The sequence below is a fragment of the Microbacterium sp. LMX7-1.2 genome (assembly GCF_040675935.1).
Classification (GTDB): Bacteria; Actinomycetota; Actinomycetes; order Actinomycetales; family Microbacteriaceae; genus Microbacterium.
Genome location: NZ_JBEGIL010000001.1, coordinates 3131342 through 3154842 on the forward strand (window position 1 = coordinate 3131342; position 23501 = coordinate 3154842).

The following is a 23501-nucleotide window of genomic DNA, read 5'->3' on the forward strand; positions in this document are numbered from 1 at the left end:
CGGGATCTGACGTGGCCGGCTTCCGCGACATCGACGGCGCCGTGGTCGGCGAGAGGGGCATCGAGCACTTCGGCGACGTGTTCCGCGAACAGCGGCGTCTGGCGGCGGGCGACGCGCTCGTGCCGCTCGACGACCGTGCCGTGATCGAGGTCGCCGGGCCCGAGCGTCTCGGCTGGCTGGATTCGATCACCTCGCAGGCGCTGGGTCGCATCGGCGCGGGCGAGAGCACAGAGCTGCTCGTGCTCGACCCGCAGGGACGCGTCGAGCACGCGGCCGGTGTCCTCGATGACGGCACCTCGACCTGGCTCCTCGCGGACGCCGCGGATGCCGAGGGGCTCGCGACCTGGCTGCAGCGCATGAAGTTCCGCACGCAGGCGACGGTCGGGCTGCGCCCCGACCTGGCTCTGCTCGGCTTCGTCGACGGGGGCGCTGCGGCGAGCCGCGCCGACGAGATCGCCTTCCGCCCCGCGGGGACGGCGCTCGTGTGGACGGATCCCTGGCAGCGCGTGAGCGCGGGCGGGCACCAGTACGCGGAGGTCGCCGAGCATCCCGGCACCGACTACGCCTGGCGCGTCGCGATCGTGTCGCGGGAGACCGCGGACGCGCTCGCCGCGACGCTCGGCGCAGAGGATGTCGCAGGTCTCCTCGCGGCGGAGGCTCTCCGCGTCGCGGCGTGGCGTCCGCGCTGGTCGGCCGAGGTGGACGAGCGCTCGCTGCCGCACGAGTCCGACTGGATCCGCACGGCCGTGCACCTGAACAAGGGCTGCTACCGCGGACAGGAGACGGTCGCGAAGGTGCACAACCTCGGCCACCCACCGCGCCGTCTGGCCGCTCTGCACCTCGACGGGAGCGACGCTGTGCTCCCCGCCGCCGGCGATCCGGTGTTCGCGGGAGACGACGAGGTGGGTCGTGTGACGTCGGTGGCTCGGCATCACGAGGACGGCCCCATCGCTCTCGCGATCCTGTCGCGCCGTGCCCCCGTGGGAGACCTGGTCGTGCGCACGGACGGCGGGGACATCGCCGCGGCACAGCAGGTCATCGTGCCCGGGGATGCCGGCGCTACGGCCGACATCCCTCGACTGACCCGCCTGTCGCGCCGCCCGAGCGCGCCGGATCCGCGCAACGCCGGCTGACGCGTTCCGTAACTCGCCCCCGGTCGTCGAGCGAGGAGCGCAGCGACGAGACGAAACGCGTTACCCCCGCGGGGCGACCGCCGCCCATGGCAGCGTGAGCTCACCCAGCCGCCACCGGCTGCGCCCGCCCTCGACCGGCCACCCCTGATCGCGCAGCGCGGTCACGGCCGCCAGGAACCGCTGCGTCGCGCCGAACGTCGAGAGTGCGGCCGCGCGGTCCCATTCGCGGTCGAGGTCCGTCAGGAAGGCGTGCACGCGCTCGCCCGGCACGTTGCGGTGGATGAGCGCCTTCGGCAGCCGCTCGGCGACGACGGAGGGATGCTCGAGCCCGGCGAGTCGCAGCGAGATCGTGAGACGGAGCGGCGTCCCGGCGGCATCCACGTCGATCCAGCTCGCGATGCGGCCGATCTCGTCGCAGGTGCCCTCGATGAGCAGACCCCCGGGATCCAGACGCGACGTCATGGTGCCCCATGCGCCCGCGACATCCGCCTCGTCGTACTGGCGCAGCACGTTCATGGCGCGGATCACGGCGGGTCGGCGTCCGTCCGCCAGCGGCACCTCGAAGCCGCCGCGCGCGAACGACACCCGCAGGTCCGGAGAGAAGGGCGTACGCCCCGCCCGCACCTCGGCGAGCTGCGCGTCAGCGCTCGCCACGCGCGCCGGGTCGATCTCGAGACCTCGCACCTCGGCATCCGCCCTCACCCGCTGCAGACGGGTCGCGAGCTCGAACGCGGTGACCCCGCTCGCGCCGTAGCCGAGGTCGATCACGAGCGGATCCGTCGCGCGGAGGAAGGCGCGTGAGGCGGCGATCCAGCGGTCGTTGCGACGCAGCCGATTGGTCCCCGTGGTGCCGCGGGTGGGTCGGCCGAGGGGAGAGGACGCCATGTGCCCATCCTTCCAGTCACGCGCCGACTCCGAGGCGTGTCCGCGACCCCGCGCGGATAAACTGGCGGCATGACTGCGAAGCGCACCCTGATCCTGCTCCGTCACGGCCGGAGCGAGTGGAACGAACTGAACCTCTTCACCGGCTGGGTGGACGTCCGCCTGAACGAGCAGGGCAAGGCCGAGGCCCAGCGGGGCGGCGAGCTGCTGGCCGAAGCCGGCATCCTGCCCGACGTGCTGCACACCTCGCTGCTGAGCCGCGCGATCCAGACGGCGAACATCGCGCTCGACGCGGCGGACCGCCTGTGGATCCCCGTGACGCGTTCGTGGCGCCTCAACGAGCGTCACTACGGCGCGCTGCAGGGCAAGGACAAGGCCCAGACGCTCGAGGAGTTCGGTCCCGAGCAGTTCCAGCTGTGGCGCCGGTCGTTCGACGTGCCGCCGCCCGTGCTCGACGACGACAGCGAGTTCAGCCAGGTGAACGACCCGCGCTACGCGGGCATCGACGGGGAGGTGCCCCGCACCGAGTCCCTCAAGCTCGTGATCGACCGTCTCCTGCCGTACTGGGAGAGCGCGATCGTCCCCGACCTCGAGGCCGGCAAGACGGTGCTCGTGACGGCGCACGGCAACTCGCTGCGCGGTCTCGTGAAGCACCTCGAGGGCATCAGCGACGCCGACATCGCCGAGCTGAACATCCCGACCGGCATCCCGCTCGTGTACGAGCTCGACGAGAACAACGTGCCGACGGGCCCGGGCCGCTACCTCGACCCCGAGGCCGCCGCGGCGGGCGCCGCAGCCGTCGCCGCGCAGGGCAAGAAGTAAGACAGACGACGAGGGGGCGGATGCCGATCGGCATCCGCCCCCTTCGTCATACGGGGAGCCGAGGCTCAGGCGTGGCCGAGGGTCTGCTGCTCGGCGGCGAGGGCGATGTCCTCCTCGCCGGCCTGCCAGTCGCCGGTCGCGAGGTAGACGACCTTCTTCGCGACGGCGACGGCGTGGTCGGCGAAGCGCTCGTGGTACCGGCTCGCGAGCGTCGCGTCGACGGTCGCCGTGGTCTCGCCCTTCCAGTTGTCGCTGAGCACCTTCTCGAAGACGCTCGCGTGCAGCTCGTCGACGTCGTCGTCCGCGTTGCGGATCTGGTCGGCGAACTTGAGGTCCTGCGTGCGCAGCAGCTCGGTGAGCGTGCGGGAGATCTCGACGTCCAGCTCGCCCATCTTCACGAAGGTGCCCTTGAGGCCCTTCGGGATCGCGCGCTCGGGGAAGCGCAGGCGCGCGAGCTGGGCGATGTGCTCGGACATGTCGCCCATGCGCTCGAGCGAGGCGCTCACTCGCAGCGCGAACACGACGATGCGCAGGTCGCGGGCGACCGGCTGCTGGCGGGCGAGGATCTCGATGGCCTGCTCGTCGAGCGCGACGGCCAGCTCGTCGATCTTCGCGTCGTCCGCGATGACCTCTTCGGCCAGGGCGACGTCGCTCGTGGCGAAAGCGCGGGTGGCCTTGTCGATCGAGACGGTGACGAGGTCGGCGATCTCGACGAGACGGGACTGCAGATCCTCGAGGGACTGGTGGAAGACTTCGCGCATTGGGGCGCAACCTTTCATTCGGGTCTCGGCTGTCAGGCCAGCGCGAGACGGCTGGGTCGTCCGCGCGAGAGGAGGACCTCGCTCTCGCACAGGCCCGAAAGGGATTCTCTGCCCCGAAGGTTAACGAACGGTGCCCAGCACGTGAATAGTACTTCTCCGCTTTCGTCGCGGGGCGGCGAACCCGCCGTGCGGCCGGTGAACGCACTCTACGCTGGTGTCATGACCCTGCCGCAGATCGCGCTGTTCGCGCTGTTCGTCGGCCTCGTGATCGGCGTCGGACTGTCGTTGGTCGTGGCGTGGGCGTATCGCACGCGGGCCAGGATCGCGGACGAGACGTCTCTCGTCGTACCCGAGGGCGTGACCGCTGTGCTCGGCAGCATGGACGACGCGGCCTGCGTGGTCGACCCCTCGGGTCTCGTGCTCGCTGCCTCCAAGGCGGCGAGCCGTTTCGACATCGAGGTGGGCGCTCCGCTGGAGAACCCGGAGCTTCGGCAGCTGATGCGCAGTCTGCGGGTCGACGGCGGATCGGTCACAGAGTCGTTGCGCATCACGCGCGGCGGACTCAGCCTCGACCCGCGTCTGGTCTCCGCGCGGGCCAGTGCGATCAGCCCCCGGATGTCGCTCCTGGTGATCCGCGACGTCACCGAGCAGGAGCGGCTCGACCAGATGCGCCGCGACTTCGTCGCCAACACCAGCCACGAGCTCAAGACTCCGGTCGGCGCGATCACCCTGCTCGCCGAGGCGATCGAGTCGGCGGCGGACGACGCCCAGCAGGTGCGCCACTTCGCGACGCGCATCTCGGCGGAGGCCGTGCGGCTGGGGCAGCTCACCGGACGCATCATGAGCCTTTCTCGCCTGCAGACCGACGACGCGCTCTCCTCCGCCCGGGCGGTGTCGATCGACGAGGTGCTGGCCTCGGCGATCGAAGCCCACGCCGTGCAGGCCGATTCGGCCGGGGTGGAGATCGCCCGCGGCGGCGACCGCGGCGTGTGGGTGCACGGCGATTCGCAGATCCTGATCGAGGCGTTCGGCAACCTCATCGCGAACGCGATCGTCTACTCGCCCAAGGGCTCCCGCATCGGGGTGGGCGTGAAGGCCGACGGTGAGATCGTCGAGGTCGCGGTCTCCGATCAGGGGATCGGCATCTCCGAGGCGGACCGCGAGCGCATCTTCGAACGCTTCTACCGTGCCGACGAGGCGCGTTCCCGACGCACCGGCGGCACCGGCCTCGGGCTCTCGATCGTCAAGCACGCCACCCAGCGTCACGGCGGCGAGGTGCTGCTGTGGTCGCGGCCGGGTCGCGGTTCGACCTTCACCATCCGACTTCCCATGATCGAGGCACCCGCACGCCTCGCGAAGGACAAGAAGAGCAAGAAGAAGCGCGAGCGCAAGCCGGCCAAGGCCGACGCTCGCGTCCGAAACGGAGAGAACGCATGACCCGCATCCTTCTCGTCGAAGACGAACCCGACCTCGCCGACCCGCTCGCGTATCTGCTGCGCCGCGAGGGGTACGAGGTGGAGATCGCCGAAGACGGCCCCGGAGCGCTCACGGCGTTCCGCGAGCGCGGCGCCGACGTGGTGCTGCTCGACCTCATGCTGCCGGGGATGCCCGGCACGGAGGTGTGCCGTCAGATCCGCTCCACCTCGGCCGTGCCGATCATCATGCTGACCGCCAAGGACTCCGAGGTCGACATCGTGGTGGGCCTGGAGCTCGGCGCCGACGACTACGTCACCAAGCCGTATTCGTCCCGGGAGCTGCTCGCGCGCATGCGTGCCGTGCTGCGCCGGGTCGTGCAGGCCGAGAGCGAGCTCGACGAGCGCGTGCTCGACGGCGGTCGCGTGAGCCTCGACATCGACCGGCACACCGTCTCGGTCGCGGGCGAGCAGATCAACATGCCGCTCAAGGAGTTCGAACTGCTCGAGGTGCTGATGCGCAATTCGGGTCGGGTGCTCACCCGCGGGCAGCTCATCGACCGCGTGTGGGGCAGTGACTACTTCGGCGACACCAAGACCCTCGACGTGCACATCAAGCGCATCCGCTCGCGCATCGAGGAGAATCCCGGCGAACCGGTCATGCTGGTGACGGTGCGCGGCCTCGGCTACCGCTTCGAGGGCTGAGCGGCGCCCTCGGCTGAACGTCGCAGACGCGAAGAGGCCGGCACCCCGCGGGGTGCCGGCCTCTTCCGTTCCGTCGACCGGAGCGGGTCACTCCTCGGGAGCGGGCGCCGCGGTGTCGGTCGGCATCGGGGTCGGCTTCGGAGTCGTGCTGCCGGTCGTGCTCGGCACGAGGTCCTTGTAGTAGGGGAGGGTGCCGTCGAGGACCGGGATCTCGGTCTTGGTGCCGGCGCCGTCGCCGGACTGGAAGTGCACCTCGACGGTCGAGCCGGGCATGGAGTCGAGGCCGACGATGCGCAGCGGCTCCTCGTCGGCGCCGAAGCTGATGGTCTTGCCGGCCGGGACGGTCACGGTGAAGGGATCGATGCCCACGAGCGTGATCGTGAGCGTCGCCTTCTCGGTGGTCGGGTTGACGACCGCCCCGATGAAGTTGCCGACCGAGCCGTCCTCGTTCGCGACGATGAACGCGTTGCGCACGTCGATCGGGCCGTCGGCGTCGGAGACGTTCACGCCGTCCGAGGCGGCGTACTCGATCTTCGTCGACTGCGGCGTGATGAACGTGCAGCCCGTCGCGCCGAGAAGAACGAGGGCGCTGAGAGCGGCAGACGCGACAAGGCGCGATTTCACGGGTCCTCCTGAGGTCCGACGGGATATCCGCATCCCATTCTATGCGCATGCCGCACCGGGCCCGTGGACGCCGGGGCGCGAACCTTAGCGCATATCCCCTGTGGTATCCTTGAGGTTGCCGAAAGGACACGTTTTTATGCTTTTTGAGGTTGGCGAGACTGTCGTCTATCCGCACCATGGCGCTGCGACCATCATCGAGGTCAAGGAGCGCATCATCAAGGGCGAGACGAAGAAGTACCTGAAGCTCAACGTCACTCAGGGTGACCTCATCATCGAGGTCCCCGCTGAGAACGTCGATCTCGTGGGTGTGCGCGATGTGATCGGCAAGGAGGGCCTCGACCACGTGTTCGAGGTGCTGCGTGCGCCGTTCACCGAGGAGCCGACCAACTGGTCGCGTCGCTACAAGGCGAACCTCGAGAAGCTCGCCTCAGGTGACGTCATCAAGGTGAGCGAGGTCGTGCGCGACCTGTGGCGCCGCGACCAGGACCGCGGACTCTCCGCTGGTGAGAAGCGGATGCTGGCCAAGGCGCGTCAGATCCTCATCTCCGAGCTGGCGCTCGCCGAGAAGATCGACGAGGACAAGGCGGGCGCTCTGCTCGACGAGGTCCTCGCGTCCTGAGCGGATTGCAGAAGAAGGCGGATGCTTCGGCATCCGCCTTCTTCGTCTGCACGGGTAACGTGAAGGCGTGAGCATGCTTCCCGTCCCGACCGCCGCGATCATCGTCGTCGCCGCCGGATCGGGGACACGACTGGATGCCGGGGCGCCCAAGGCGTTCGTCGGCATCGACGCGCATTCGATCCTCCGCCACGCACTCGACGGCGTGTTCGCCGCGGCACCCGTCCAGGTCGTCGTGGTGGCGCCGGCCGGTTTCGAGGGCGATGCCGAGACCGAGGTGCGCGCCGCCGCGGGCGACCGAGTCGACCTGACGCGGGTGGTGACGGGTGGGAGCACGCGGCAGCAGTCCGTCGCCGCGGGGCTCGCGGCTCTGTGGGGCGACGTCCGCACCGTGCTCGTTCACGACGCCGCGCGCGCTCTCACCCCGCCCGCCGTGATCGACGCCGTGATCGACGCGGTCGATGACAGCACCGGGATCCTCCCGACCCTGCCCGTGATCGACACGCTCAAGCGGGTCGAGGGGGCGACCGTGATAGCGCCGGTCGACCGTTCCGAGCTCGCGGCCGCCCAGACGCCGCAGGGGTTCCCGCGCACGCTGCTCGAGCAGGCCTACGCGCGGGCCGAGCGCGACGGCATCGAGTACACCGATGACGCCGCCCTCTTCGCCGCCGCGGGCCACCCGGTGCGGCACATCGACGGATCGTCCCGGGGGTTCAAGATCACCACCCCCGACGACCTGGTGCGCGCACGTCACCTGCTCGCGGCGACAGCCGTGCAGTCGCTCGCACAGCCGGTCGCGCAGCCCGTGGCACAGCCGGTGGGCGTGCCGCGGGTGGGTATCGGCACGGACGTGCACGCGTTCGGCGGCGATGGCAACCTGTGGCTCGCTGGTCTCGAATGGCCGGGGGAGCAGCCGCTGTCCGGCCACTCCGACGGCGATGCGGTCGCGCACGCGATCGTCGACGCGCTGCTCGGCGCCGCGGGCCTCGGCGACATCGGCGAGCACTTCGGCACCGCCCATCCGGAGTATGCGGGCGCGCATGCCGAGGTCTTCCTCGCGCGCACTCGGGAGCTGCTCGCTCAGGCCGGGTTCGGCATCGGCAACGTCTCGGTGCAGTTCCAGAGCAACCGGCCGAGGTTCAGCGCGCGCCGCCGGGAGGCCGAGGGCGTCCTGTCCGCCGCGCTCGGCGGGGCGCCCGTGTCGGTCACGGCCACCACCACCGACGGACTGGGATTCCCCGGTCGCACGGAGGGAATCTCCGTCACCGCGATCGCGATGGTGATCGCCGACGTCGACGCCAACAACGCGCAGGACCCCGAGAGCAAGGAGAAGGAGCAGTCATGAGGATCCTCGTCATCGGAGCGAACGGACTCGTCGGAGGCACCGCGGTCGACGCGCTGCAGGGTCACGAGATCGTCGCCGCCTCGCGCAGCGGCGAGCCCGCGGTCGACGCCACCGACCCGGCATCCGTCGCGCGTCTGTTCGCCGAGGTCGGAGAGGTGGACGCGGTGATCGTGGCGCTGGGAAGCGTGGCGTTCCGCCCGCTCGGCGAGCTCACGCGCGAGGACTACGACGCGGCGTTCCGCAGCAAAGTGCTCGCGCAGCTCGACATCGTCCGCCTGGGCACCCCGTTCGTGCGCGACGGCGGATCGTTCACCCTGACCTCCGGCATCCTCGCACGAGAGCCCATCGCGACCGGGGCCGCCGCCTCGCTCGTGAACGGCGCGATCGAGTCGTTCGTGATCGCGGCCGCGACCGAGCTGCCTCGCGGCATCCGCATCAACGCCGTCAGTCCCTCCGTGCTCGAGGACGCGCCCTCCTATCACTCGTCGTTCCCCGGCTTCGTGCCCGTGTCGTCGCATCGGGTAGGCCAGGCCTTCGCCAAGAGCGTTCTCGGCGTGCAGACCGGCCAGGTCCTCCCGGTCGACTGACCCGGAGCCGCCGGGGCGCCCGGAAAGCCGCCCGATCCGCTGACCGTGTCCCGATTCGCGTGCAGTGTGACATGTGCGGTCCGCGAATCGGGACGGAGTCCGTGAATCGAGACCCTGCTGTGCGCGCCCAGACTCGGGAATCCCGCGCCCGGTAGGCTTGACCGGTGACTCTCCGCCTCTACGACACCCGCGAGCAGCAGCTGCGCGATTTCGTGCCTCTCGACCCCGAGAACATCACGATGTACGTGTGCGGACCCACGGTGCAGTCCGGTCCGCACATCGGGCACGTGCGCGCCGCGCTGAGCTTCGACCTGCTGCGCCGCTGGCTCGACGTCCGGCACGGGCGCGTCACGTTCGTGCGCAACGTCACCGACATCGACGACAAGGTCCTCGCGAACGCCACCGAGGTCGAGCCCTGGTGGGCGCTCGCGTACCGCATGGAGCAGGAGTTCACGCAGGCGTACTCGGCGATCGGCATCCTCCCGCCGACGTACGAGCCCCGCGCTACGGCATCCGTGCCGCAGATGCAGGAGCTCATCCAGACGCTCATCGAGCGGGGTCATGCGTACCCCGCTCCGGACCGCTCCGGTGACGTCTACTTCGACGTGCGCTCGTGGCCCGCGTACGGCGGACTCACGAACCAGTCGGTCGACGCGATGGAGGCAGCGGAGGACGCGGACCCCCGTGGTAAGCGCAACCCTCAGGACTTCGCGCTCTGGAAGGGCGCCAAGGAGGGCGAGCCCGCGGATGCCGTATGGCAGTCGCCCTGGGGTCAGGGCCGCCCCGGCTGGCACATCGAGTGCTCCGCCATGTCCCGCCGCTATCTGGGCGACGAGTTCGACATCCACGGCGGGGGCCTCGACCTGCGCTTCCCGCACCACGAGAACGAGCTCGCGCAGTCGACCGCCGCGGGCCTCGGCTTCGCACGGTACTGGGTGCACAACGGCCTCGTGACGGTCGGCGGTCAGAAGATGTCGAAGTCCCTCGGGAACTTCACGCTCGCCGCCGACGTGCTGAAGGAGCACGACCCGCTCGTGGTGCGCTACGCCCTCGCAGCCGCGCACTACCGATCGAGCCTCGACCTCACGGCGTCGTCGTGGACCGAGGCGGAGGCCGCCCTGGGGCGCATCGGCGGATTCCTGCAGCGGGTCGGCCGCATCGCGGGCGGCGGCATCGGCTACTTCGTGGGGCAGAGCCTGCCCGCGCCCTTCACGGAGGCGATGGACGACGACCTCGGCGTGCCGCAGGCGTTGGCCGTGCTGCACGAGACCGTGCGGGCCGGCAACTCCGCGCTCGACTCCGGCGACACGGATGCCGCGCTGGACGCGGCCCGCGCCGTGCTCGCGATGACCTCGGTGCTGGGGCTCGTGCCGTCCTCCGCATCGACGGCATCCACCGCTCACGCGACGGCGCTGGACTCACTCGTCCAGGAGATGATCACGCAGCGCGCACAGGCGCGCGCCGACAAGGACTGGGCGGCGGCGGATCGCATCCGTGACGCGATCGCCGCCGCAGGAATCACGCTGGAGGACACTCCGGCCGGAACTCATTGGAGTATCGATGGCTAAGCCAGGCAACCCCTCAGCGGGCAAGGGCAAGAAGAAGGGCCCCACCAAGGGCTCCGGCGGCAAGGGGCGCAGCTCCCTCGAAGGGCGCGGACCCACACCGAAGGCCGAGGATCGCGCGTGGCACCCCGCGGGCAAGCGCAAGGCCGCGGCCGAGCGCTACGCCGCCGCGGGCGGACGCGGCAAGCCGGGTGGGCGTCAGACGTCCGGCGGCAACCCGAACCGCACGGCGCGTGTGAAGGACAACACGACCGACACCGAGACCGTCACCGGGCGCAACTCCGTGCTCGAGGCGCTGCGCGCCAGGATCCCGGCATCCGCGTTCTACATCGCGCAGCGCGTCGAGATGGACGACCGCGTCAAGGAGATGCTGTCGATCGCGACCAACCGCGGCATCCCGGTGCTCGAGGTCACGCGTCAGGAGCTCGACCGCATGGCCGGCTTCGACGGCGTGCACCAGGGCGTCGCGATCAAGGTGCCCCCGTACGAGTACGCGCACCCGCAGGACCTCCTCGAGCAGGTCATCGACAAGGGCGAGGTACCGCTGTTCGTGGCGCTCGACGGCATCACCGACCCGCGCAACCTCGGGGCGATCATCCGCTCCACCGGTGCCTTCGGCGGACATGGCCTGATCCTGCCGCAGCGTCGCTCGGCCGGGGTGAACTCCGCGGCCTGGAAGACGAGCGCCGGAGCGGCCGCCCGGGTGCCGGTCGCACTGGCCTCGAACCTCACGACGCAGCTCAAGGAGTTCAAGAAGCAGGGCGTGTTCGTGCTCGGCCTCGACGGCGACGGGGACGTGCTGCTGCCCGACCTGCAGCTCGCCGACCGGCCCGTCGTGATCGTCACGGGATCCGAGGGCAAGGGCCTCTCGCGTCTCGTCGCCGAGACCTGCGACCAGATCGTGTCGATCCCGATCTCGGCCGTGACCGAGTCCCTGAACGCCGGCATCGCGACGTCCGTCGCGCTCTACCAGGTGTCCACGATCCGCAACGCGAAGTAGGAGAGACCTCATGGCCCGCATCGTCGTCCTCGGAGGGACCGGCTACGCCGGGAAGCACATCGTCACGGAGGCGGTGAGCCGCGGGCACGAGGTCATCGCGATCTCGCGCTCGGTGCCGGAGGACGCCGTCGACGGCGCGTCGTATGTGCAGGGCTCCGCTCTCGACATCGCCTCGCTGGCGAACGCGTTCGACGGCGCGGATGCCGTCGTCTCGGCGCTGTCGCCGCGCGGCGACATGACCGACCGCGTGCTCGAGGCGCTGCAGAACGTGATCGCCGAGCTCGCCGACACCTCGACGCGTCTCGGCGTGGTCGGGGGCGCGGGCGGGAGCCTCGTCGCCCCGGGCGGCCCGCGGCTGTTCGACCTCGACTTCCCCGAGGAGTACAAGCACGAGGCCCAGGTCGGCATCGACTCGCTCGCGCTCCTCGAGCAGACGGATGCCGGACTGGACTGGTTCTTCATCCACCCGGCCGAGGTCTTCGGACCGTGGGCCGAGGGCGAGCGCACCGGCCACTACCGCGACGGCGGCGACGTGCTCGTGCGCGACGCCGACGGGAAATCCTTCATCTCGGGTGCGGACTTCGCGGTCGCCGTGGTCGACGAGATCGAGCAGGGCAACCACCGCCGCGAGCGCTTCACCGTCGGGTACTGACACGCGCCGACCGGCTCCGGGCCTCAGACGAGGTCGCGCCAGTCGACCCCGTCGTCGTCCTCATCGCTCACCGAGGTCGCGCCCGTGATGACGGGCAGGCTCATGGTCTCGGTGGGCGGCCCCATGATCGTCGCCTCGTCACGACGGTGGCGGAGCACCTCGTTGATGTAGCTCGTCAGCACCTCGGCCAGCGGCACCGAGCGCCCCTGCGCCTGCGAGAGGTACCAGCGGTGCTCGAGCACCTGGTGGAACACCTCGGCCGGTTCGAGCTTGGCGCGCAGTTCGTAGGGGATCGCGCGCACGACCGGTTCGAAGACCCGGGTCAGCCACTCGTGCGCGTACATCTCCTCATCCGCCCACTGCTTGGTGGAGCGGGCGCGGAACTCGTCGAGGTCGTTCAGCAGCCGCCGTGCCTGGTTCTCCTCGACGTCGAGACCGGTGAGGCGGATGAGGCGCCGCTGGTGGTGTCCGGCGTCCACGACCTTGGGCTGGATCTCCACGACCGTGCCGTCCGACGTCGTCGACATCGACATCTCGTCGATGTCGAACCCCAGGGCGTTCAGCCGCTCGACGCGCTCCGTGATGCGCCACGTCTCGGCAGCCGCGAACGACTCCTGCGCCGTGAGCTCGGCCCACAGCGAGCGGTACGACGACACGATCCCGTCGGCGATAGCGATCGCGTCCACACCGTGCTCGAGGCGTCCGCCGGCGGCGAGGTCCATGACCTCTCCGGCGATGTTGGTGCGGGCGAGGTCGAGGTCGTAGGCGCGCTGGCCGTCGGTCAGGCCCTCCTCGTGCAGCTCGCCGGTCTCGGCGTCGACGAGGTAGGCGGCGAAGGCTCCGGCATCGCGTCGGAACAGCGTGTTCGACAGGGACACGTCGCCCCAGTAGAAGCCCACGTTGTGCAACCGCACGAGCAGTAGGGCGAGTGCGTCGACGAGTCGGGTCGCGGTATCCGGGCGCAGCACGCGCGTGAAGAGCGCCCGGTACGGCATCGAGAACCTCAGGTGCGAGGTGACGAGGGCTGCGGGGAGCGGCTCGCCCTCGGCATCCGATCGGCCCGCGATGACCGCCACGCGGTCGACGCACGGGACGTCCAGGCGAGCGAGGTTGCCGAGCATCTCGTACTCGCGGCGCGCCATCTCATCGGTCGTCTCCTTGACGGCGACCACACGCCCCGAGAGGTCGGCGAAGCGCACGAGATGCCGCGATAGACCCTTCGGGAGCGACACGATGCTCTCCGACGGCCAGGCGGCGAGAGGCGTCGACCACGGCAGGGCGAGCAGGCCGGGGTCGATCGAGCTCGCGGTGATGCGCAGCGCGTCGTGCATGTGACTCCAGGGTGTGCGGGGGAGAAGCAGAAGCGGCGCGGGCGACCGAAGTCAGCCCGCGCCGCATCTGCGGTTCCGATCAGGCGGAGACGACCGGCTTGTCGTTCAGGCGGTCGCCCGACTCGATGTCGAACGCGTGCACGTGGCCGGCGTTCGCGGCGAGCGTCACGGTCTCGCCGGCGTTCGGGTGGTTTCGTCCGTCGACGCGCGCGACCAGGTCGGTGCGCTTGCCGTTGATGTCGGTGTGACCGTACAGGTAGCCGTCGGCGCCGAGCTCCTCGACGAGGTCGACGACGACCGAGAGGCCCTTACCGTCGGCCGGACCAACCGTGATGTCCTCGGGGCGCACGCCCACGGTGACCTGCGAGCCGTTTGCGCGACCCACGGTGTCGCGGTCGAGCGGAACGGTCTCGGTGCCGAAGAGCACGCCGCCGTCCGCGAGGTCGGCCGAGAACAGGTTCATGGCGGGCGAGCCGATGAAGCCGGCGACGAACACGTTGTTCGGCTTCTCGTACAGGTCACGCGGCGAGCCGACCTGCTGCAGCAGGCCGTCCTTGAGCACCGCGATGCGGTCGCCCATCGTGAGCGCCTCGGTCTGGTCGTGCGTGACGTAGACCGTGGTGACGCCGAGACGACGCTGGAGGGAGGCGATCTGCGTACGCGTCTGCACGCGGAGCTTGGCGTCGAGGTTCGACAGCGGCTCGTCCATGAGGAACACCTGCGGCTGACGCACGATCGCGCGGCCCATCGCGACACGCTGACGCTGACCACCCGAGAGGGCCTTCGGCTTGCGGGTCAGGTACTGCTCGAGGTCGAGCAGCTTGGCGGCCTCGAGCACGCGGCTCGCACGCTCTTCTTTGCCGACACCGGCGATCTTGAGCGCGAAGCCCATGTTCTCGGCGACGGTCATGTGCGGGTACAGCGCGTAGTTCTGGAAGACCATCGCGATGTCGCGGTCCTTCGGCGGGACGTCGGTCACGTCGCGGTCGCCGATCAGGATGCGGCCGGCGTTGACCTCTTCGAGGCCGGCGAGCATGCGCAGCGACGTGGACTTACCGCAACCGGAAGGGCCGACGAGGACGAGGAACTCGCCGTCTCCGACCTCGAGGTTGAGCTTGTCGACGGCCGGGCGGGTGCCGCCCGGGTAGAGGCGGGTGGCCTCGTCGAAAGTCACAGATGCCATTGTGTTTCTCCTTCACCGGCAGGTACGTGCCGGACGATCCGTAGTGATAGAGCGGCGGTTCGACCCGCCGTGACCCCTCATCGGGTCGGAAATCAGTATGGCAGAATCCAGGGCGTCTGGGTATTTCTCAGCCAGGCTGGTTAGCATCGTTGTCGGCCGTGATCACACGGCGTGCGCCGCCCGATCGGCGCTCGGGGCCACCCTGCCCCACCGAGACCGTCAAGAGGAACGATGTCGAGCGACGAGACGCCGAACGTCCCCACCCCTCGCAATTCGCGCGAGGCCGTGCGGGAGAAGGCACAGAAGGTGCACGCCCAGCAGTCGAGGGCGCGCGTCATGCGACGAATCATCGTCGGCGCGATCGCGGTGGTCGCGGTCGGAGCGATCGGCACCGCCGTGACGCTGGCCGTCTCCGCTCAGGTCTCCAAGCCGCAGCTCTCGCCGGGCGGCATGGACGACGACGGCATCCTGATCTCCGACGTCAGCGCGACCGTCGCGTCCGAGGACATGTCCGCGTCTCCCGCTCCGGATGCGACGGATGCCGGTGGCGAAGCCGCGCCGACCCCCGCGCCGACGACGTCGAGCGCTGTCGACATCCACGTCTATGTCGACTACCTGTCGCCGGACGCCGGGGAGTTCGAGCGTGCGAACGCCCGCCAGCTGGTCAATTGGATCAACGAGGGGGCGGCGACCGTGACCTATCACCCGGTCGCGCTGCTCACCGCCAGCTCGAACGGCACGAAGTACTCGCTGCGCGCCGCCGGCGCCGCCGCCTGCGTGGCGACGCACTCGCCCGCGCAGTTCTACGCCTTCAACCACGACCTGCTCGACGACCAGCCCGAGGTCAACAGCGACGGGTACTCCGACGCCGACCTCGCGGACATCGCCGGTGCGGTCGGGTCGGACAACGTCAAGAGCGTCCGTTCGTGCATCGAGGACCAGGACTACGTGAGCTGGGCCAAGGAGGCCACCTCACGCGCACTCGAGGGACCGCTCGTCGGGTCTGACGACCTGGTGCTCACCTCGGCGCCCATGATCGTCGTGAACGGCGAGGCCTACGTCGGAGCGCTCGACGACCCTGTGGAGTTCTCGCAGTTCGTGCTCACGGTGTCGAACGACGCCTCGCAGGACGCTGCGACTCCGTCACCGACGCCCACGCCGACCGCTACGACCCCCGCGTCGTAGTTCGTCACCCTCCGGCGCCGCTCGCTAAGCTGGGTGGCGTCCGCCGACTTGGCGCAATTGGTAGCGCACCGTACTTGTAATACGGGGGTTACGGGTTCGAGTCCCGTAGTCGGCTCCACACACGAAGGCCCGCATCTTCGCGGAATCGCAGGAGATGCGGGCCTCGTCTTCAGTGGATCAGGCGACCTCAGAGCCGCCAGTCAGCGCCCTTCTCCATGCTCCTTCCGTTGTTGTAGAGCTGGACATATCCGTCGTACAGCGGCATGCCCGGTGCGAACGTGCCCCACGTCGGGCGCCCCTGCTCGGGACCGAACGAAGGCATTCGCGCCCCGTACGCGTAGAGCGTCTCCTGGATGGGGCGGTAGCAGGCGCCGCCCTTGTCGGTCACTCCGAGGACCGTCCCCAGCGCGCGGAGTCCGTACTCGTCGTTGCGCCACACGGGGCCGCCGCCGTCGGCTCCGGACGCAGGGGCGTCGGTGCAGATGAGGATGATGTTCGGGTCGTAGTGCCAGCGGGCGATCCCGACGATGCGGCCCTCCGTCCATCCGGTGTCGATGCCCATCTTCCCGACGAGCATGCCGTAGGACTGATCGCGCGTCGGCATCCAGCCCTGCACATAGCCGCCGGCGGGGGATTCGCCGGTCCTGGCATCGACCAGAAGCTGATGCGCATCGTTCCCGGGACGCATCTCCAGGAGCACGACCGGCTCCGCGGGGCGGCTGTTCACGGTGTCCGCATAGTATCCCGCGTCGCCTCGGTAGGTCCCGTCGTGCATCGTGTCGAACTTGTACCCGCACATGCGCGCGGTCGTCAGGAAGAACCCGGAGTCGCCTGCGATCGCGAAGGAGCCCGTGCATGCGGTCTCGCTCAGGCCGTTCACGGTTCCTGCGCTGCCCCCCGAGATCGCGGGTTCTCCCGGGCTGTAGTCGTACCCCACCGCCTCGGGGATGTTGTAGACCGGAGCGGCAGAGGCGGTGGTTCCGGCCGTTCCCGCGGCGCCGACGCAGGCCAGGGCGACAGCGGCGGCGAGGGCGAGAAGTCGACGACCTCGACGGGTGGACATCATGTGGCGCATGCCCTCACAGTAGCGACGCCGCTAGTGCGCCGAAAGAGCGTGCGGCGATCGCGGGGGTGCGACACACTCCGTCATACGCGAAATACCTCAGCGGACAGGCGGGTTGTCCCCGGTATGACTCGCATCGGAACCAGTGACCTGTCCGTCTTCCCGCTCTCGCTGGGCGGCAACGTGTTCGGCTGGACGGCCGACCGCGATGCGTCCTTCGCCGTGCTCGACGCCTTCGTCGACGGCGGCGGTGACTTCATCGACACGGCCGACTCGTACAGCGCGTGGATCGACGGCAACTCCGGCGGTGAGAGCGAGACGATCATCGGCGAGTGGCTCACGTCGCGGAAGCCCTCTGACGTGGTCGTCGCGACCAAGGTGAGCCAGCATCCGGACTTCCGCGGCCTGGCTGCCGCGAACGTCCGCCGCGCCGCCGAGGCCTCCCTCACGCGTCTGGGTGTCGATGCGATCGACCTGTACTACGCACACTTCGACGACGAGAGCACGCCGCTCGAGGAGACCGTCGGCGCGTTCGGCGAACTCGTCGCCGACGGCCTCGTACGGAACGTCGCGGTCTCGAACTACACCGCCGAACGCATCCGCGAGTGGATCGCGATCTCCGACCGGCTCGGCGTCGCCCGCCCCGTCGCGATCCAGCCGCACTACAACCTCGTGCACCGCAACGATGTCGAGGAGACGATCATCCCGGTCGCGCAGGAGTTCGAGCTCGGTCTCGTGCCCTACTACTCGCTCGCGAGCGGTTTCCTCACCGGCAAGTACCGCTCGCCGGATGCCGAGGGGCAGTCGTCTCCGCGCGCCGGTGGCGCAGCCAAGTACGCGACCGAGGCCGGTCTGCGCATCATCGACGCGCTCGAGGAGATCGGCGCGGCACACGACGCCTCGATCGCCGCCACGGCGCTCGCGTGGCTGCGCGCGCAGCCGACGGTCGTCGCCCCCATCGCGAGCGCCCGCACGGTCGAGCAGGTCCCGGACCTCCTGGCCGGCGCCCGTCTCGACTTGACGTCCGAGGAGGTCGCGACCCTGAACCGCGTCTCGGAGTGGACGTCGGCATCGAACTGAGCCGGGCTCAGGACTCGGTCGGCGGCGCCTCGTCGTCGCCGACCAGTCCCAGACGGTGCGCGAGGATGACGGCATGGATGCGGTCGCGCGCGCCCAGTTTGGACAGCACACGCCCCACGTGCGTCTTCACGGTCGACTCGCTCACGTAGAGCGCGCGGGCGATCTCGGCGTTCGTGAGTCCGCGCCCGATCTCCAGGAACACGTCGCGCTCACGGTCGGTCAGCCCCGCAGAGGGGTCGTCGAGCGGGGCGCTCGCGCCCGACTGCTCAGCGCCCAGCTGCGGCGTCACGTGCTCGAGCAGCATCCTGGTCACACGCGGGGCCAGCGCCGCATCGCCGCGATGCACCGCACGGACGGCGGAGAGCATCTCCTGACGGTGCGCGTCCTTGAGCAGGAATCCGCTCGCCCCGGCGCGGATGGCACCGAACGCGTACTCGTCGAGGTCGAAGGTCGTCAGCACGAGCACACGCGTCTGCGGATGCTCCCGCACGATCGCCTCGGTCGCCGCGATGCCGTCGAGTCCCGGCATCCGGATGTCCATGAGGACCAGGTCGGGCGCGAGCGCGGCGGTCTGCGCGATCGCGGCGTGCCCGTCGGCCGCCTCGCCGACCACGACCATGTCGGCCTCGGCCTCCAGCACCATGCGGAAGCCGAGGCGGATGAGCTCCTGGTCGTCCACCAGGAGGATCGAGATCGGGGTGCTCATGAGCGCTCCTTCGTGGCGGGGGCGGGTGAGGGGTCGGTGGGGAGCGGGGCGGTTCCGCTCCGGGGGAGGACGGCGTGCAGCATCCATCGCCCGCCCGGCACTGGGGCCGAGACGATGCGCCCGCCCACGTGCGCCGCGCGCTCGGCGAGTCCGCGCAGGCCGTACCCCGACGTGCCCTTCGTCTCGGATGCGCCGTCGTTCGCGATCTCGACGGTCACGTCGTCTGCACCGTGGGCGACTCGCACGGCGATCGCCGTGGCGGCGGGTGCATGGCGCATCGCGTTGGTCACGCCCTCCTGCACGATGCGACCGACCGCGTGCGCGACGGCCGGCGGCAGGGCGGCCTCGCCGCTCACCGAGAGCGTCACCGGGAAGCCGGCCCGCTGCGCGGTCGCGACCGTGTCGTGCGGCTCCGCAGGGGCCATCGGGGCGAGCGGCAGCGGGGACTCGGCGTCGCGCAGCACGCCGAGCATCGACCGCATCTCGGTGAGGGCGCTGCGAGCCGTCTCCGCCGAGGCCGTCGAGGCGGCTGCAGCCTGGGCGCGGTCGTTCGTGGCAGCGGCACCTTCGGACAGGGCGACGATCACGGTCAGCGAGTGCGACACGATGTCGTGCATCTCGCGCGCGATCCGGGCGCGTTCTGCCGCGGCAGCGAGCTGGGCCTGCTGATCGCGCTCGACGAGCAGTTGACGTGAGCGATCGATCACGGCGGCGATGTAGCGCTTGCGGCCGCCGACGTTCACGCCGATGAGCGTGCCGATCAGCCCCAGCACGAGCGAGGTGACGACTGCGTTGATCGCGATCTGGAACGTCACGCCGCCCGCGAGCAGCAGCAGACCCGAGACGCCGGTGAGAGCCGCGAGCGCGATCCCGAACCCGATCCAGGCCGTGCGCGTCGAGCGGTACACGGCCAACGAGTAGCAGGTGACGAACATCAGCGGCGTGCCCGCGGGCTGCGGTGCGAACAGCAGGAGAGCCTCGACGCCGAAGGAGGCGACGAACGGCACGAGGGGCGCCTGGCGGCGCCACATCAGCGTCACACAGGCGGCGATGATGGCGATCGGGGCGATCGCGGCGAACACGACGCGCAGCGGCGTGGCGTCGCCCGTCTCCGCGAACGGAGCAGCGGGGAGGAGCGACAGCGCCAGGCACAGCAGTGTGATGAGGACGTCGGCGACGACCGGGTGCCGTGCCCAGAAGCGCCGGAGGACTCCGGGGGGACGCGGCAGCCGCAGCTCCTCCTCCTCGCGGAGGGAGGCGCTGCGGCTGCGGGTGCGGGTCACGCGGCGACTCTACGCGGCCGTGCCGAGGAGTGCGCGCTCACGCATCGCGTGTGCGCAGCACGATCCACGCCACGATGAGTCCGCCCACAGCCCAGATGCCGAGCGTGAGGAAGGCCACGGGCTCGTCCAGCGTCGCACCCTCGGGGAGGATCGCGCTCTGCGCGGCGGCGACCGGCAGGTACGCGGCGGCGTCGATGACCCACGCCCACGCCTCGCCCGCGAGAGCGAAGAAGTTCGCGACGATCGGCAGCACGAACAGCAGGCCGACGGTCGCGGCGATCGCCCCGGCGCCGGAGCGGAGGATGAACCCGAAGGCCACGCCGATCAGGGCGAACACCGCCATCGACAGCGAGGACACGACGATCGGCAGCACGGATGCCGCCGGGTCCGCCCAGTCGATGCTCTGCTCGCGGGGCGCCACGATCGCCGATACAGCGGCCGCCGCGGCGGAGAAGATCACGAGCGACGACACGAACAGGAACACCGCGACGACGAGTGCCTTCGCGAGCAGCGCGGAGCCTCGGCGCGGATTGGCCGTGAGCGTCGAGCGGATCATCCCGGTCGAGTACTCCCCGGTCACGGCGATCGCGCCGAGGATGCCGGCCAGCAGCATCGTGAACTGGATCGGCATCACGACGGCCTGGATGGGCTCGAAGCCAGGCATGTCGATGGCCTGCGCGATGAGGACGGCGATGCCGATCGTCAGCACCGCGGCGAGGCCGATCGACCACCATGTGGAGCGGAGCGTGGCGAGCTTGATCCACTCGCCGCGCACGGCGCGGAGGAAGGTGAGGCGTCGACCCGTGTCGACCTGCGCGCGCGTACGGGGCGCGGTCTGCGTGGTGGTCATGAGATCTCCTTGGTGCGGTACTCGACGGCTTCGCCGGTGAGGGCGAGGTACGCGTCCTCGAGCGATCCGGTGGTCGGCGTCAGCTCGTGCAGGGGGATGCCGCGGTCCGCGGCGAGGTCGCCGATCCGGGCGGCCGGGAGGCCGACGACGTCGAGCAGATCGGGGGCCGAGCTCACGATCTCGACGTCGGGGCCGCCGACCGCGGCGGCCAGGTCGGCGGCGCGCGGCGTGCGCACGCGGACGGTGTTGCGGGTCCAGGCCCGCACGAGCTCGTCGAGCGGGGCGTCGGCCAGCACCTGGCCGCGGCCCATCACGATCACGTGGTCGGCGGTCTGGGCCATCTCGCTCATGAGGTGGCTCGACAGCAGCACCGTGCGCCCCTCGGATGCCGCGTGGCGCACGAACTGGCGCACCCACCGGACTCCTTCGGGGTCGAGGCCGTTGACGGGCTCGTCGAGGATGAGCGTGTGCGGGTCGCCGAGCAGTGCCGAGGCGATCCCGAGGCGCTGACCCATGCCGAGCGAGAACTTGCCCGCGCGCTTGCGGGCGACGGAGCCGATGCCGGCGAGATCGATGACCTCGTCGACGCGGGAGGCGGGGATGCCGTGGGTCGCCGCCATGGCGCGCAGGTGGTTGCGGGCGGTGCGGCCGGTGTGCACGGCCTTGGCGTCGAGCAGCACTCCGACCTCGGTGAGGGGTGCGCGCAGACCGCGGTACTCGCGGCCGCCGATCGTCGCGACGCCCGACGTGGGGCGGTCCAGCCCGACGATCAGGCGCATCGTGGTCGACTTGCCCGCGCCGTTGGGGCCGAGGAAGCCGGTCACCGAGCCGGGCTGCACCGTGAACGACACGTTCTGGACGGCTGTCTTGTCTCCGAACCTCTTCGTGAGGCCCTCTGCTGTGATCATGTCTCCGACGCTACGCGTCCGGTGCGGCGGCGCGCGTCCTCCCGTGGTACCGGATGCTGCAGCATTCCGGTGTCCTCTCCGGCACCTGAGGACGACGGGCCTCAGCCCTCCGGTCAGGGGCGCGGGCGGGCGCTCACCCGTGCCACGACCTCCTCGGACGCGGCGATCGCCTCGTCGATGATCTCCCGCGTCGGCTCGGCCGTGAGCCAGTCGTGGCTCAGGGACGCGGGGACGAGCAGCGGCATCCGATCGTGGATGCCGGCGAGGTGCTCGGGGGCCGGGCGCATGACGATCGAGTAGCAGGTGAACGAGGTGCCGTCGCTCGTGCGCCCGTGCTGCGTCACGGCGGCCATTCCGAACAGGGCGCCGTCGTCGACGAGGAACTCGTGCCACACGCGTTCGGGCTTCTTCATCTCGAACCAGCTCGTCGCGGGGACCAGGGCTCGGGTCTTGAGCCCGCCGGGGCGATCCTGCAGCCGTTCGGATCGCGTGTTGATGGAGGGGAACTTCGACGGCTCGCCGTTCACCAGGAATCCCCACCATGCCGGCTCGAGGGCCGGCGCGGCATCGGGCTGCACGACGATCGGATTCAGGTTGCGGAGGTTCTTGCCGGTCGGACGCACGGTCTCGCCGGCGTTCCCCTCCGCCCATCCGCGCAGACCCTCGAGCACCTCCTCGTCGGCGGCTTCGAGGAGTTCGGTATCGGTGAACCGGGGATCAAGACCGTAGCTCGCGCACATGCCGTCAGCGTACGCCGGGGCGCCGACACTCGCACCGGCCCTGCGGGAGCGTGCGCGACGGCGTGCACGGGCGCGGGGGTAGTGTCGACAGGTGACCCCGACCCGCCGACTCCCCGCTCCCGTGGCGCTCGGCGGAGCAGTCGCGATCGGCGTGCTCACCGCAGTGCAGGCGCGGATCAACGGCGTGCTCGGCGTCCGCGTCGAGAACGGCATCGTCGCCGGACTCATCTCCTTCGCGGTCGGCCTCCTCACCCTCGTCGCCGTGATCTCCTGCATCCCCGCCGCGCGCCGCGGCGTCGGACGTCTGCGTATCGGCATCCGCGACCGCCGCATCCCGTTCTGGATGCTGCTGGGCGGCGCCTGCGGAGCACTGACCGTCTCCACGCAGGGCGTGACGGCCGGGGTGCTGGGCGTCTCGCTGTTCACGGTCGGCGTGGTCGCGGGGCAGACGCTGCACGGTCTCGTGCTGGACCGGATCGGCTTCGGGCCGGCCGGCGTCGTCGCGGTCACCCCCGGCCGTGTCGCCGGCGGGGTGCTCGCGCTCGCCGCGGTCGCGATCTCGTTGAGCGGCGACGTGCTGCAGGCGGCTCCGCTGTGGATGCTGCTGCTGCCGTTCGCCGCGGGCGTCGGCATCGCCTGGCAGGCGGCCACGAACGGGCGTCTGGCACAGCGCGTGGGGTCGCCCCTCATCGCGACCTTCACGAGCTTCGTCGCCGGCACGATCGCGCTCCTGCTCGCGGCCGGGGTGAGCGTCGCGATACGCGGACTCCCGCAGCCGCCGCCCGCGGAGCCGTGGCTCTACCTGGGCGGGTTCCTGGGGTTCGCCTACATCCTGCTCGGCGCGTTCATCGTGGCGCACACGGGCGTGCTGCTGATGGGGCTGGGGTCGGTGCTCGGGCAGCTCGCGACCTCGATCGTGATCGACCTGCTCTGGCCGGCCGCGGCCGGGCCGGCGCTGTGGCAGATCGTCGGGATGGTCGTCGTCGCGGTGTCGTCCGTGGTGGTCGCCCTGCCGCGTCGCCGTCGCTCCTGAGCTACTTCTTCGCCTTCTTCTTGCGCTTGTCCTTC

At 70.4% G+C, this 23501-nt stretch carries 24 protein-coding genes and 1 tRNA gene; 14 read left to right on the forward strand and 11 right to left on the reverse strand.

The genetic code is table 11. The features are described 5' to 3' along the window. The first annotated feature begins 11 nt into the window (after positions 1 to 11). Positions 12 to 1133, forward strand: a complete 1122-nt coding sequence (locus MRBLMX7_RS15355; RefSeq protein ID WP_363369778.1) for a YgfZ/GcvT domain-containing protein — start codon at positions 12 to 14, stop codon at positions 1131 to 1133. A 60-nt stretch (positions 1134 to 1193) separates the two neighbouring features. On the opposite strand, the gene MRBLMX7_RS15360 is transcribed toward MRBLMX7_RS15355, so the two are convergent. Beyond that, complete coding sequence (locus MRBLMX7_RS15360) at positions 1194 to 2018, reverse strand: class I SAM-dependent methyltransferase (RefSeq protein WP_363369780.1); 825 nt, start codon at positions 2016 to 2018, stop codon at positions 1194 to 1196. A 69-nt stretch (positions 2019 to 2087) separates the two neighbouring features. Between MRBLMX7_RS15360 and MRBLMX7_RS15365 the strand changes: the two genes are divergently transcribed. Then, positions 2088 to 2837 carry a phosphoglyceromutase gene (locus MRBLMX7_RS15365; RefSeq protein WP_363369782.1) on the forward strand — a complete coding sequence of 250 codons (750 nt, stop codon included), beginning with the start codon at positions 2088 to 2090 and terminating at the stop codon, positions 2835 to 2837. A 65-nt stretch (positions 2838 to 2902) separates the two neighbouring features. On the opposite strand, the gene phoU is transcribed toward MRBLMX7_RS15365, so the two are convergent. Then, positions 2903 to 3598 (reverse strand): phosphate signaling complex protein PhoU, encoded by a 696-nt coding sequence (gene phoU, locus MRBLMX7_RS15370; protein ID WP_050722632.1) that lies wholly within the window; start codon positions 3596 to 3598, stop codon positions 2903 to 2905. 219 nt (positions 3599 to 3817) lie between these two features. Between phoU and MRBLMX7_RS15375 the strand changes: the two genes are divergently transcribed. Together MRBLMX7_RS15375 and MRBLMX7_RS15380 are read left to right on the forward strand one after the other, a co-directional pair. After that, positions 3818 to 5035, forward strand: coding sequence for a sensor histidine kinase (locus tag MRBLMX7_RS15375; RefSeq protein WP_363369784.1), 1218 nt, complete (start codon positions 3818 to 3820; stop codon positions 5033 to 5035). Continuing rightward, entirely contained in the window at positions 5032 to 5715 is a 684-nt protein-coding gene (locus MRBLMX7_RS15380) for a response regulator transcription factor (RefSeq protein ID WP_050722634.1), read from the forward strand. The genes MRBLMX7_RS15375 and MRBLMX7_RS15380 overlap by 4 nt, the downstream gene beginning before the upstream one ends. A gap of 87 nt (positions 5716 to 5802) precedes the next feature. Here MRBLMX7_RS15380 and MRBLMX7_RS15385 read toward each other — a convergent pair whose 3' ends face one another. Then, a complete protein-coding gene (locus tag MRBLMX7_RS15385; protein WP_363369786.1) occupies positions 5803 to 6339 on the reverse strand; it encodes a DNA modification methylase in 537 nt (178 codons plus the stop codon). 136 nt (positions 6340 to 6475) lie between these two features. Between MRBLMX7_RS15385 and MRBLMX7_RS15390 the strand changes: the two genes are divergently transcribed. The 6 genes from MRBLMX7_RS15390 (at position 6476) to MRBLMX7_RS15415 (ending at position 12104) form a co-directional block, all read left to right on the forward strand. Continuing rightward, positions 6476 to 6958: a CarD family transcriptional regulator gene (locus tag MRBLMX7_RS15390; protein WP_050722636.1), complete on the forward strand. Its 483-nt coding sequence runs from the start codon at positions 6476 to 6478 to the stop codon at positions 6956 to 6958. 73 nt (positions 6959 to 7031) lie between these two features. Next, positions 7032 to 8300 (forward strand): 2-C-methyl-D-erythritol 4-phosphate cytidylyltransferase, encoded by a 1269-nt coding sequence (ispD, locus tag MRBLMX7_RS15395; protein WP_414685145.1) that lies wholly within the window; start codon positions 7032 to 7034, stop codon positions 8298 to 8300. Then, the gene (locus MRBLMX7_RS15400) at positions 8297 to 8887 is read left to right on the forward strand and encodes a short chain dehydrogenase (protein ID WP_363369791.1); all 591 of its coding nucleotides are present in this window, start codon (positions 8297 to 8299) and stop codon (positions 8885 to 8887) included. Before ispD ends, MRBLMX7_RS15400 begins: the two co-directional genes overlap by 4 nt. A gap of 164 nt (positions 8888 to 9051) precedes the next feature. Beyond that, positions 9052 to 10455, forward strand: a complete 1404-nt coding sequence (gene cysS / locus MRBLMX7_RS15405) for a cysteine--tRNA ligase (protein ID WP_363369793.1) — start codon at positions 9052 to 9054, stop codon at positions 10453 to 10455. Continuing rightward, positions 10448 to 11452, forward strand: a complete 1005-nt coding sequence (rlmB, locus tag MRBLMX7_RS15410; protein WP_050722639.1) for a 23S rRNA (guanosine(2251)-2'-O)-methyltransferase RlmB — start codon at positions 10448 to 10450, stop codon at positions 11450 to 11452. The genes cysS and rlmB overlap by 8 nt, the downstream gene beginning before the upstream one ends. Positions 11453 to 11462: 10 nt before the next feature. Continuing rightward, positions 11463 to 12104 carry an NAD(P)-dependent oxidoreductase gene (locus tag MRBLMX7_RS15415; protein ID WP_363369796.1) on the forward strand — a complete coding sequence of 214 codons (642 nt, stop codon included), beginning with the start codon at positions 11463 to 11465 and terminating at the stop codon, positions 12102 to 12104. Positions 12105 to 12127: 23 nt separating this feature from the next. Here MRBLMX7_RS15415 and MRBLMX7_RS15420 read toward each other — a convergent pair whose 3' ends face one another. Both MRBLMX7_RS15420 and MRBLMX7_RS15425 read right to left on the reverse strand, forming a co-directional pair. Then, positions 12128 to 13435 (reverse strand): DUF4032 domain-containing protein, encoded by a 1308-nt coding sequence (locus MRBLMX7_RS15420; protein WP_050722641.1) that lies wholly within the window; start codon positions 13433 to 13435, stop codon positions 12128 to 12130. Positions 13436 to 13514: 79 nt separating this feature from the next. Continuing rightward, the gene (locus MRBLMX7_RS15425; protein WP_050722642.1) at positions 13515 to 14618 is read right to left on the reverse strand and encodes an ABC transporter ATP-binding protein; all 1104 of its coding nucleotides are present in this window, start codon (positions 14616 to 14618) and stop codon (positions 13515 to 13517) included. Positions 14619 to 14849: 231 nt separating this feature from the next. Here MRBLMX7_RS15425 and MRBLMX7_RS15430 point away from each other — a divergent pair, with 231 nt between their 5' ends. Together MRBLMX7_RS15430 and MRBLMX7_RS15435 are read left to right on the forward strand one after the other, a co-directional pair. Further along, positions 14850 to 15803 (forward strand): DsbA family protein, encoded by a 954-nt coding sequence (locus MRBLMX7_RS15430; protein WP_050722643.1) that lies wholly within the window; start codon positions 14850 to 14852, stop codon positions 15801 to 15803. A 42-nt stretch (positions 15804 to 15845) separates the two neighbouring features. Continuing rightward, positions 15846 to 15921 (forward strand) — tRNA-Thr (locus MRBLMX7_RS15435). Between the two features lie 69 nt (positions 15922 to 15990). Here MRBLMX7_RS15435 and MRBLMX7_RS15440 read toward each other — a convergent pair. Continuing rightward, positions 15991 to 16878, reverse strand: coding sequence for a hypothetical protein (locus tag MRBLMX7_RS15440; protein WP_363369799.1), 888 nt, complete (start codon positions 16876 to 16878; stop codon positions 15991 to 15993). A 114-nt stretch (positions 16879 to 16992) separates the two neighbouring features. Between MRBLMX7_RS15440 and MRBLMX7_RS15445 the strand changes: the two genes are divergently transcribed. Next, the gene (locus tag MRBLMX7_RS15445; RefSeq protein WP_363369801.1) at positions 16993 to 17946 is read left to right on the forward strand and encodes an aldo/keto reductase; all 954 of its coding nucleotides are present in this window, start codon (positions 16993 to 16995) and stop codon (positions 17944 to 17946) included. A gap of 7 nt (positions 17947 to 17953) precedes the next feature. Here MRBLMX7_RS15445 and MRBLMX7_RS15450 read toward each other — a convergent pair whose 3' ends face one another. From MRBLMX7_RS15450 to MRBLMX7_RS15470, 5 genes are all read right to left on the reverse strand, one after another. Next, positions 17954 to 18652, reverse strand: a complete 699-nt coding sequence (locus MRBLMX7_RS15450) for a response regulator transcription factor (protein WP_363369803.1) — start codon at positions 18650 to 18652, stop codon at positions 17954 to 17956. Next, complete coding sequence (locus MRBLMX7_RS15455) at positions 18649 to 19935, reverse strand: sensor histidine kinase (RefSeq protein WP_363369805.1); 1287 nt, start codon at positions 19933 to 19935, stop codon at positions 18649 to 18651. The genes MRBLMX7_RS15450 and MRBLMX7_RS15455 overlap by 4 nt, the downstream gene beginning before the upstream one ends. Before the next feature lie 37 nt (positions 19936 to 19972). Beyond that, entirely contained in the window at positions 19973 to 20785 is an 813-nt protein-coding gene (locus MRBLMX7_RS15460) for an ABC transporter permease (RefSeq protein WP_363369807.1), read from the reverse strand. Further along, positions 20782 to 21693 carry an ABC transporter ATP-binding protein gene (locus tag MRBLMX7_RS15465; RefSeq protein WP_363369809.1) on the reverse strand — a complete coding sequence of 304 codons (912 nt, stop codon included), beginning with the start codon at positions 21691 to 21693 and terminating at the stop codon, positions 20782 to 20784. Before MRBLMX7_RS15465 ends, MRBLMX7_RS15460 begins: the two co-directional genes overlap by 4 nt. A 113-nt stretch (positions 21694 to 21806) precedes the next feature. Continuing rightward, positions 21807 to 22433: an SOS response-associated peptidase family protein gene (locus MRBLMX7_RS15470; RefSeq protein WP_363369811.1), complete on the reverse strand. Its 627-nt coding sequence runs from the start codon at positions 22431 to 22433 to the stop codon at positions 21807 to 21809. A 121-nt stretch (positions 22434 to 22554) separates the two neighbouring features. On the opposite strand from MRBLMX7_RS15470, the gene MRBLMX7_RS15475 reads away from it, so the two are divergent. Then, positions 22555 to 23466, forward strand: coding sequence for a DMT family transporter (locus tag MRBLMX7_RS15475; RefSeq protein ID WP_363370956.1), 912 nt, complete (start codon positions 22555 to 22557; stop codon positions 23464 to 23466). The last annotated feature ends 35 nt before the right edge of the window (positions 23467 to 23501 follow it).

Coding starts and splice junctions, on each gene's coding strand:
- MRBLMX7_RS15380 (WP_050722634.1), top strand. CDS start 5,032: ATGACCCGCATCCTTCTCGTCGAAGACGAACCCGACCTCGCCGACCCG.
- MRBLMX7_RS15445 (WP_363369801.1), top strand. CDS start 16,993: ATGACTCGCATCGGAACCAGTGACCTGTCCGTCTTCCCGCTCTCGCTG.
- MRBLMX7_RS15365 (WP_363369782.1), top strand. CDS start 2,088: ATGACTGCGAAGCGCACCCTGATCCTGCTCCGTCACGGCCGGAGCGAG.
- MRBLMX7_RS15415 (WP_363369796.1), top strand. CDS start 11,463: ATGGCCCGCATCGTCGTCCTCGGAGGGACCGGCTACGCCGGGAAGCAC.
- MRBLMX7_RS15420 (WP_050722641.1), bottom strand. CDS start 13,435: ATGCACGACGCGCTGCGCATCACCGCGAGCTCGATCGACCCCGGCCTG.
- phoU (WP_050722632.1), bottom strand. CDS start 3,598: ATGCGCGAAGTCTTCCACCAGTCCCTCGAGGATCTGCAGTCCCGTCTC.
- MRBLMX7_RS15400 (WP_363369791.1), top strand. CDS start 8,297: ATGAGGATCCTCGTCATCGGAGCGAACGGACTCGTCGGAGGCACCGCG.
- MRBLMX7_RS15460 (WP_363369807.1), bottom strand. CDS start 20,785: ATGACCACCACGCAGACCGCGCCCCGTACGCGCGCGCAGGTCGACACG.
- MRBLMX7_RS15465 (WP_363369809.1), bottom strand. CDS start 21,693: ATGATCACAGCAGAGGGCCTCACGAAGAGGTTCGGAGACAAGACAGCC.
- MRBLMX7_RS15360 (WP_363369780.1), bottom strand. CDS start 2,018: ATGGCGTCCTCTCCCCTCGGCCGACCCACCCGCGGCACCACGGGGACC.
- MRBLMX7_RS15425 (WP_050722642.1), bottom strand. CDS start 14,618: ATGGCATCTGTGACTTTCGACGAGGCCACCCGCCTCTACCCGGGCGGC.
- MRBLMX7_RS15440 (WP_363369799.1), bottom strand. CDS start 16,878: ATGCGCCACATGATGTCCACCCGTCGAGGTCGTCGACTTCTCGCCCTC.
- ispD (WP_414685145.1), top strand. CDS start 7,032: ATGCTTCCCGTCCCGACCGCCGCGATCATCGTCGTCGCCGCCGGATCG.
- MRBLMX7_RS15375 (WP_363369784.1), top strand. CDS start 3,818: ATGACCCTGCCGCAGATCGCGCTGTTCGCGCTGTTCGTCGGCCTCGTG.
- MRBLMX7_RS15470 (WP_363369811.1), bottom strand. CDS start 22,433: ATGTGCGCGAGCTACGGTCTTGATCCCCGGTTCACCGATACCGAACTC.
- MRBLMX7_RS15390 (WP_050722636.1), top strand. CDS start 6,476: ATGCTTTTTGAGGTTGGCGAGACTGTCGTCTATCCGCACCATGGCGCT.
- MRBLMX7_RS15450 (WP_363369803.1), bottom strand. CDS start 18,652: ATGAGCACCCCGATCTCGATCCTCCTGGTGGACGACCAGGAGCTCATC.
- rlmB (WP_050722639.1), top strand. CDS start 10,448: ATGGCTAAGCCAGGCAACCCCTCAGCGGGCAAGGGCAAGAAGAAGGGC.
- MRBLMX7_RS15430 (WP_050722643.1), top strand. CDS start 14,850: ATGTCGAGCGACGAGACGCCGAACGTCCCCACCCCTCGCAATTCGCGC.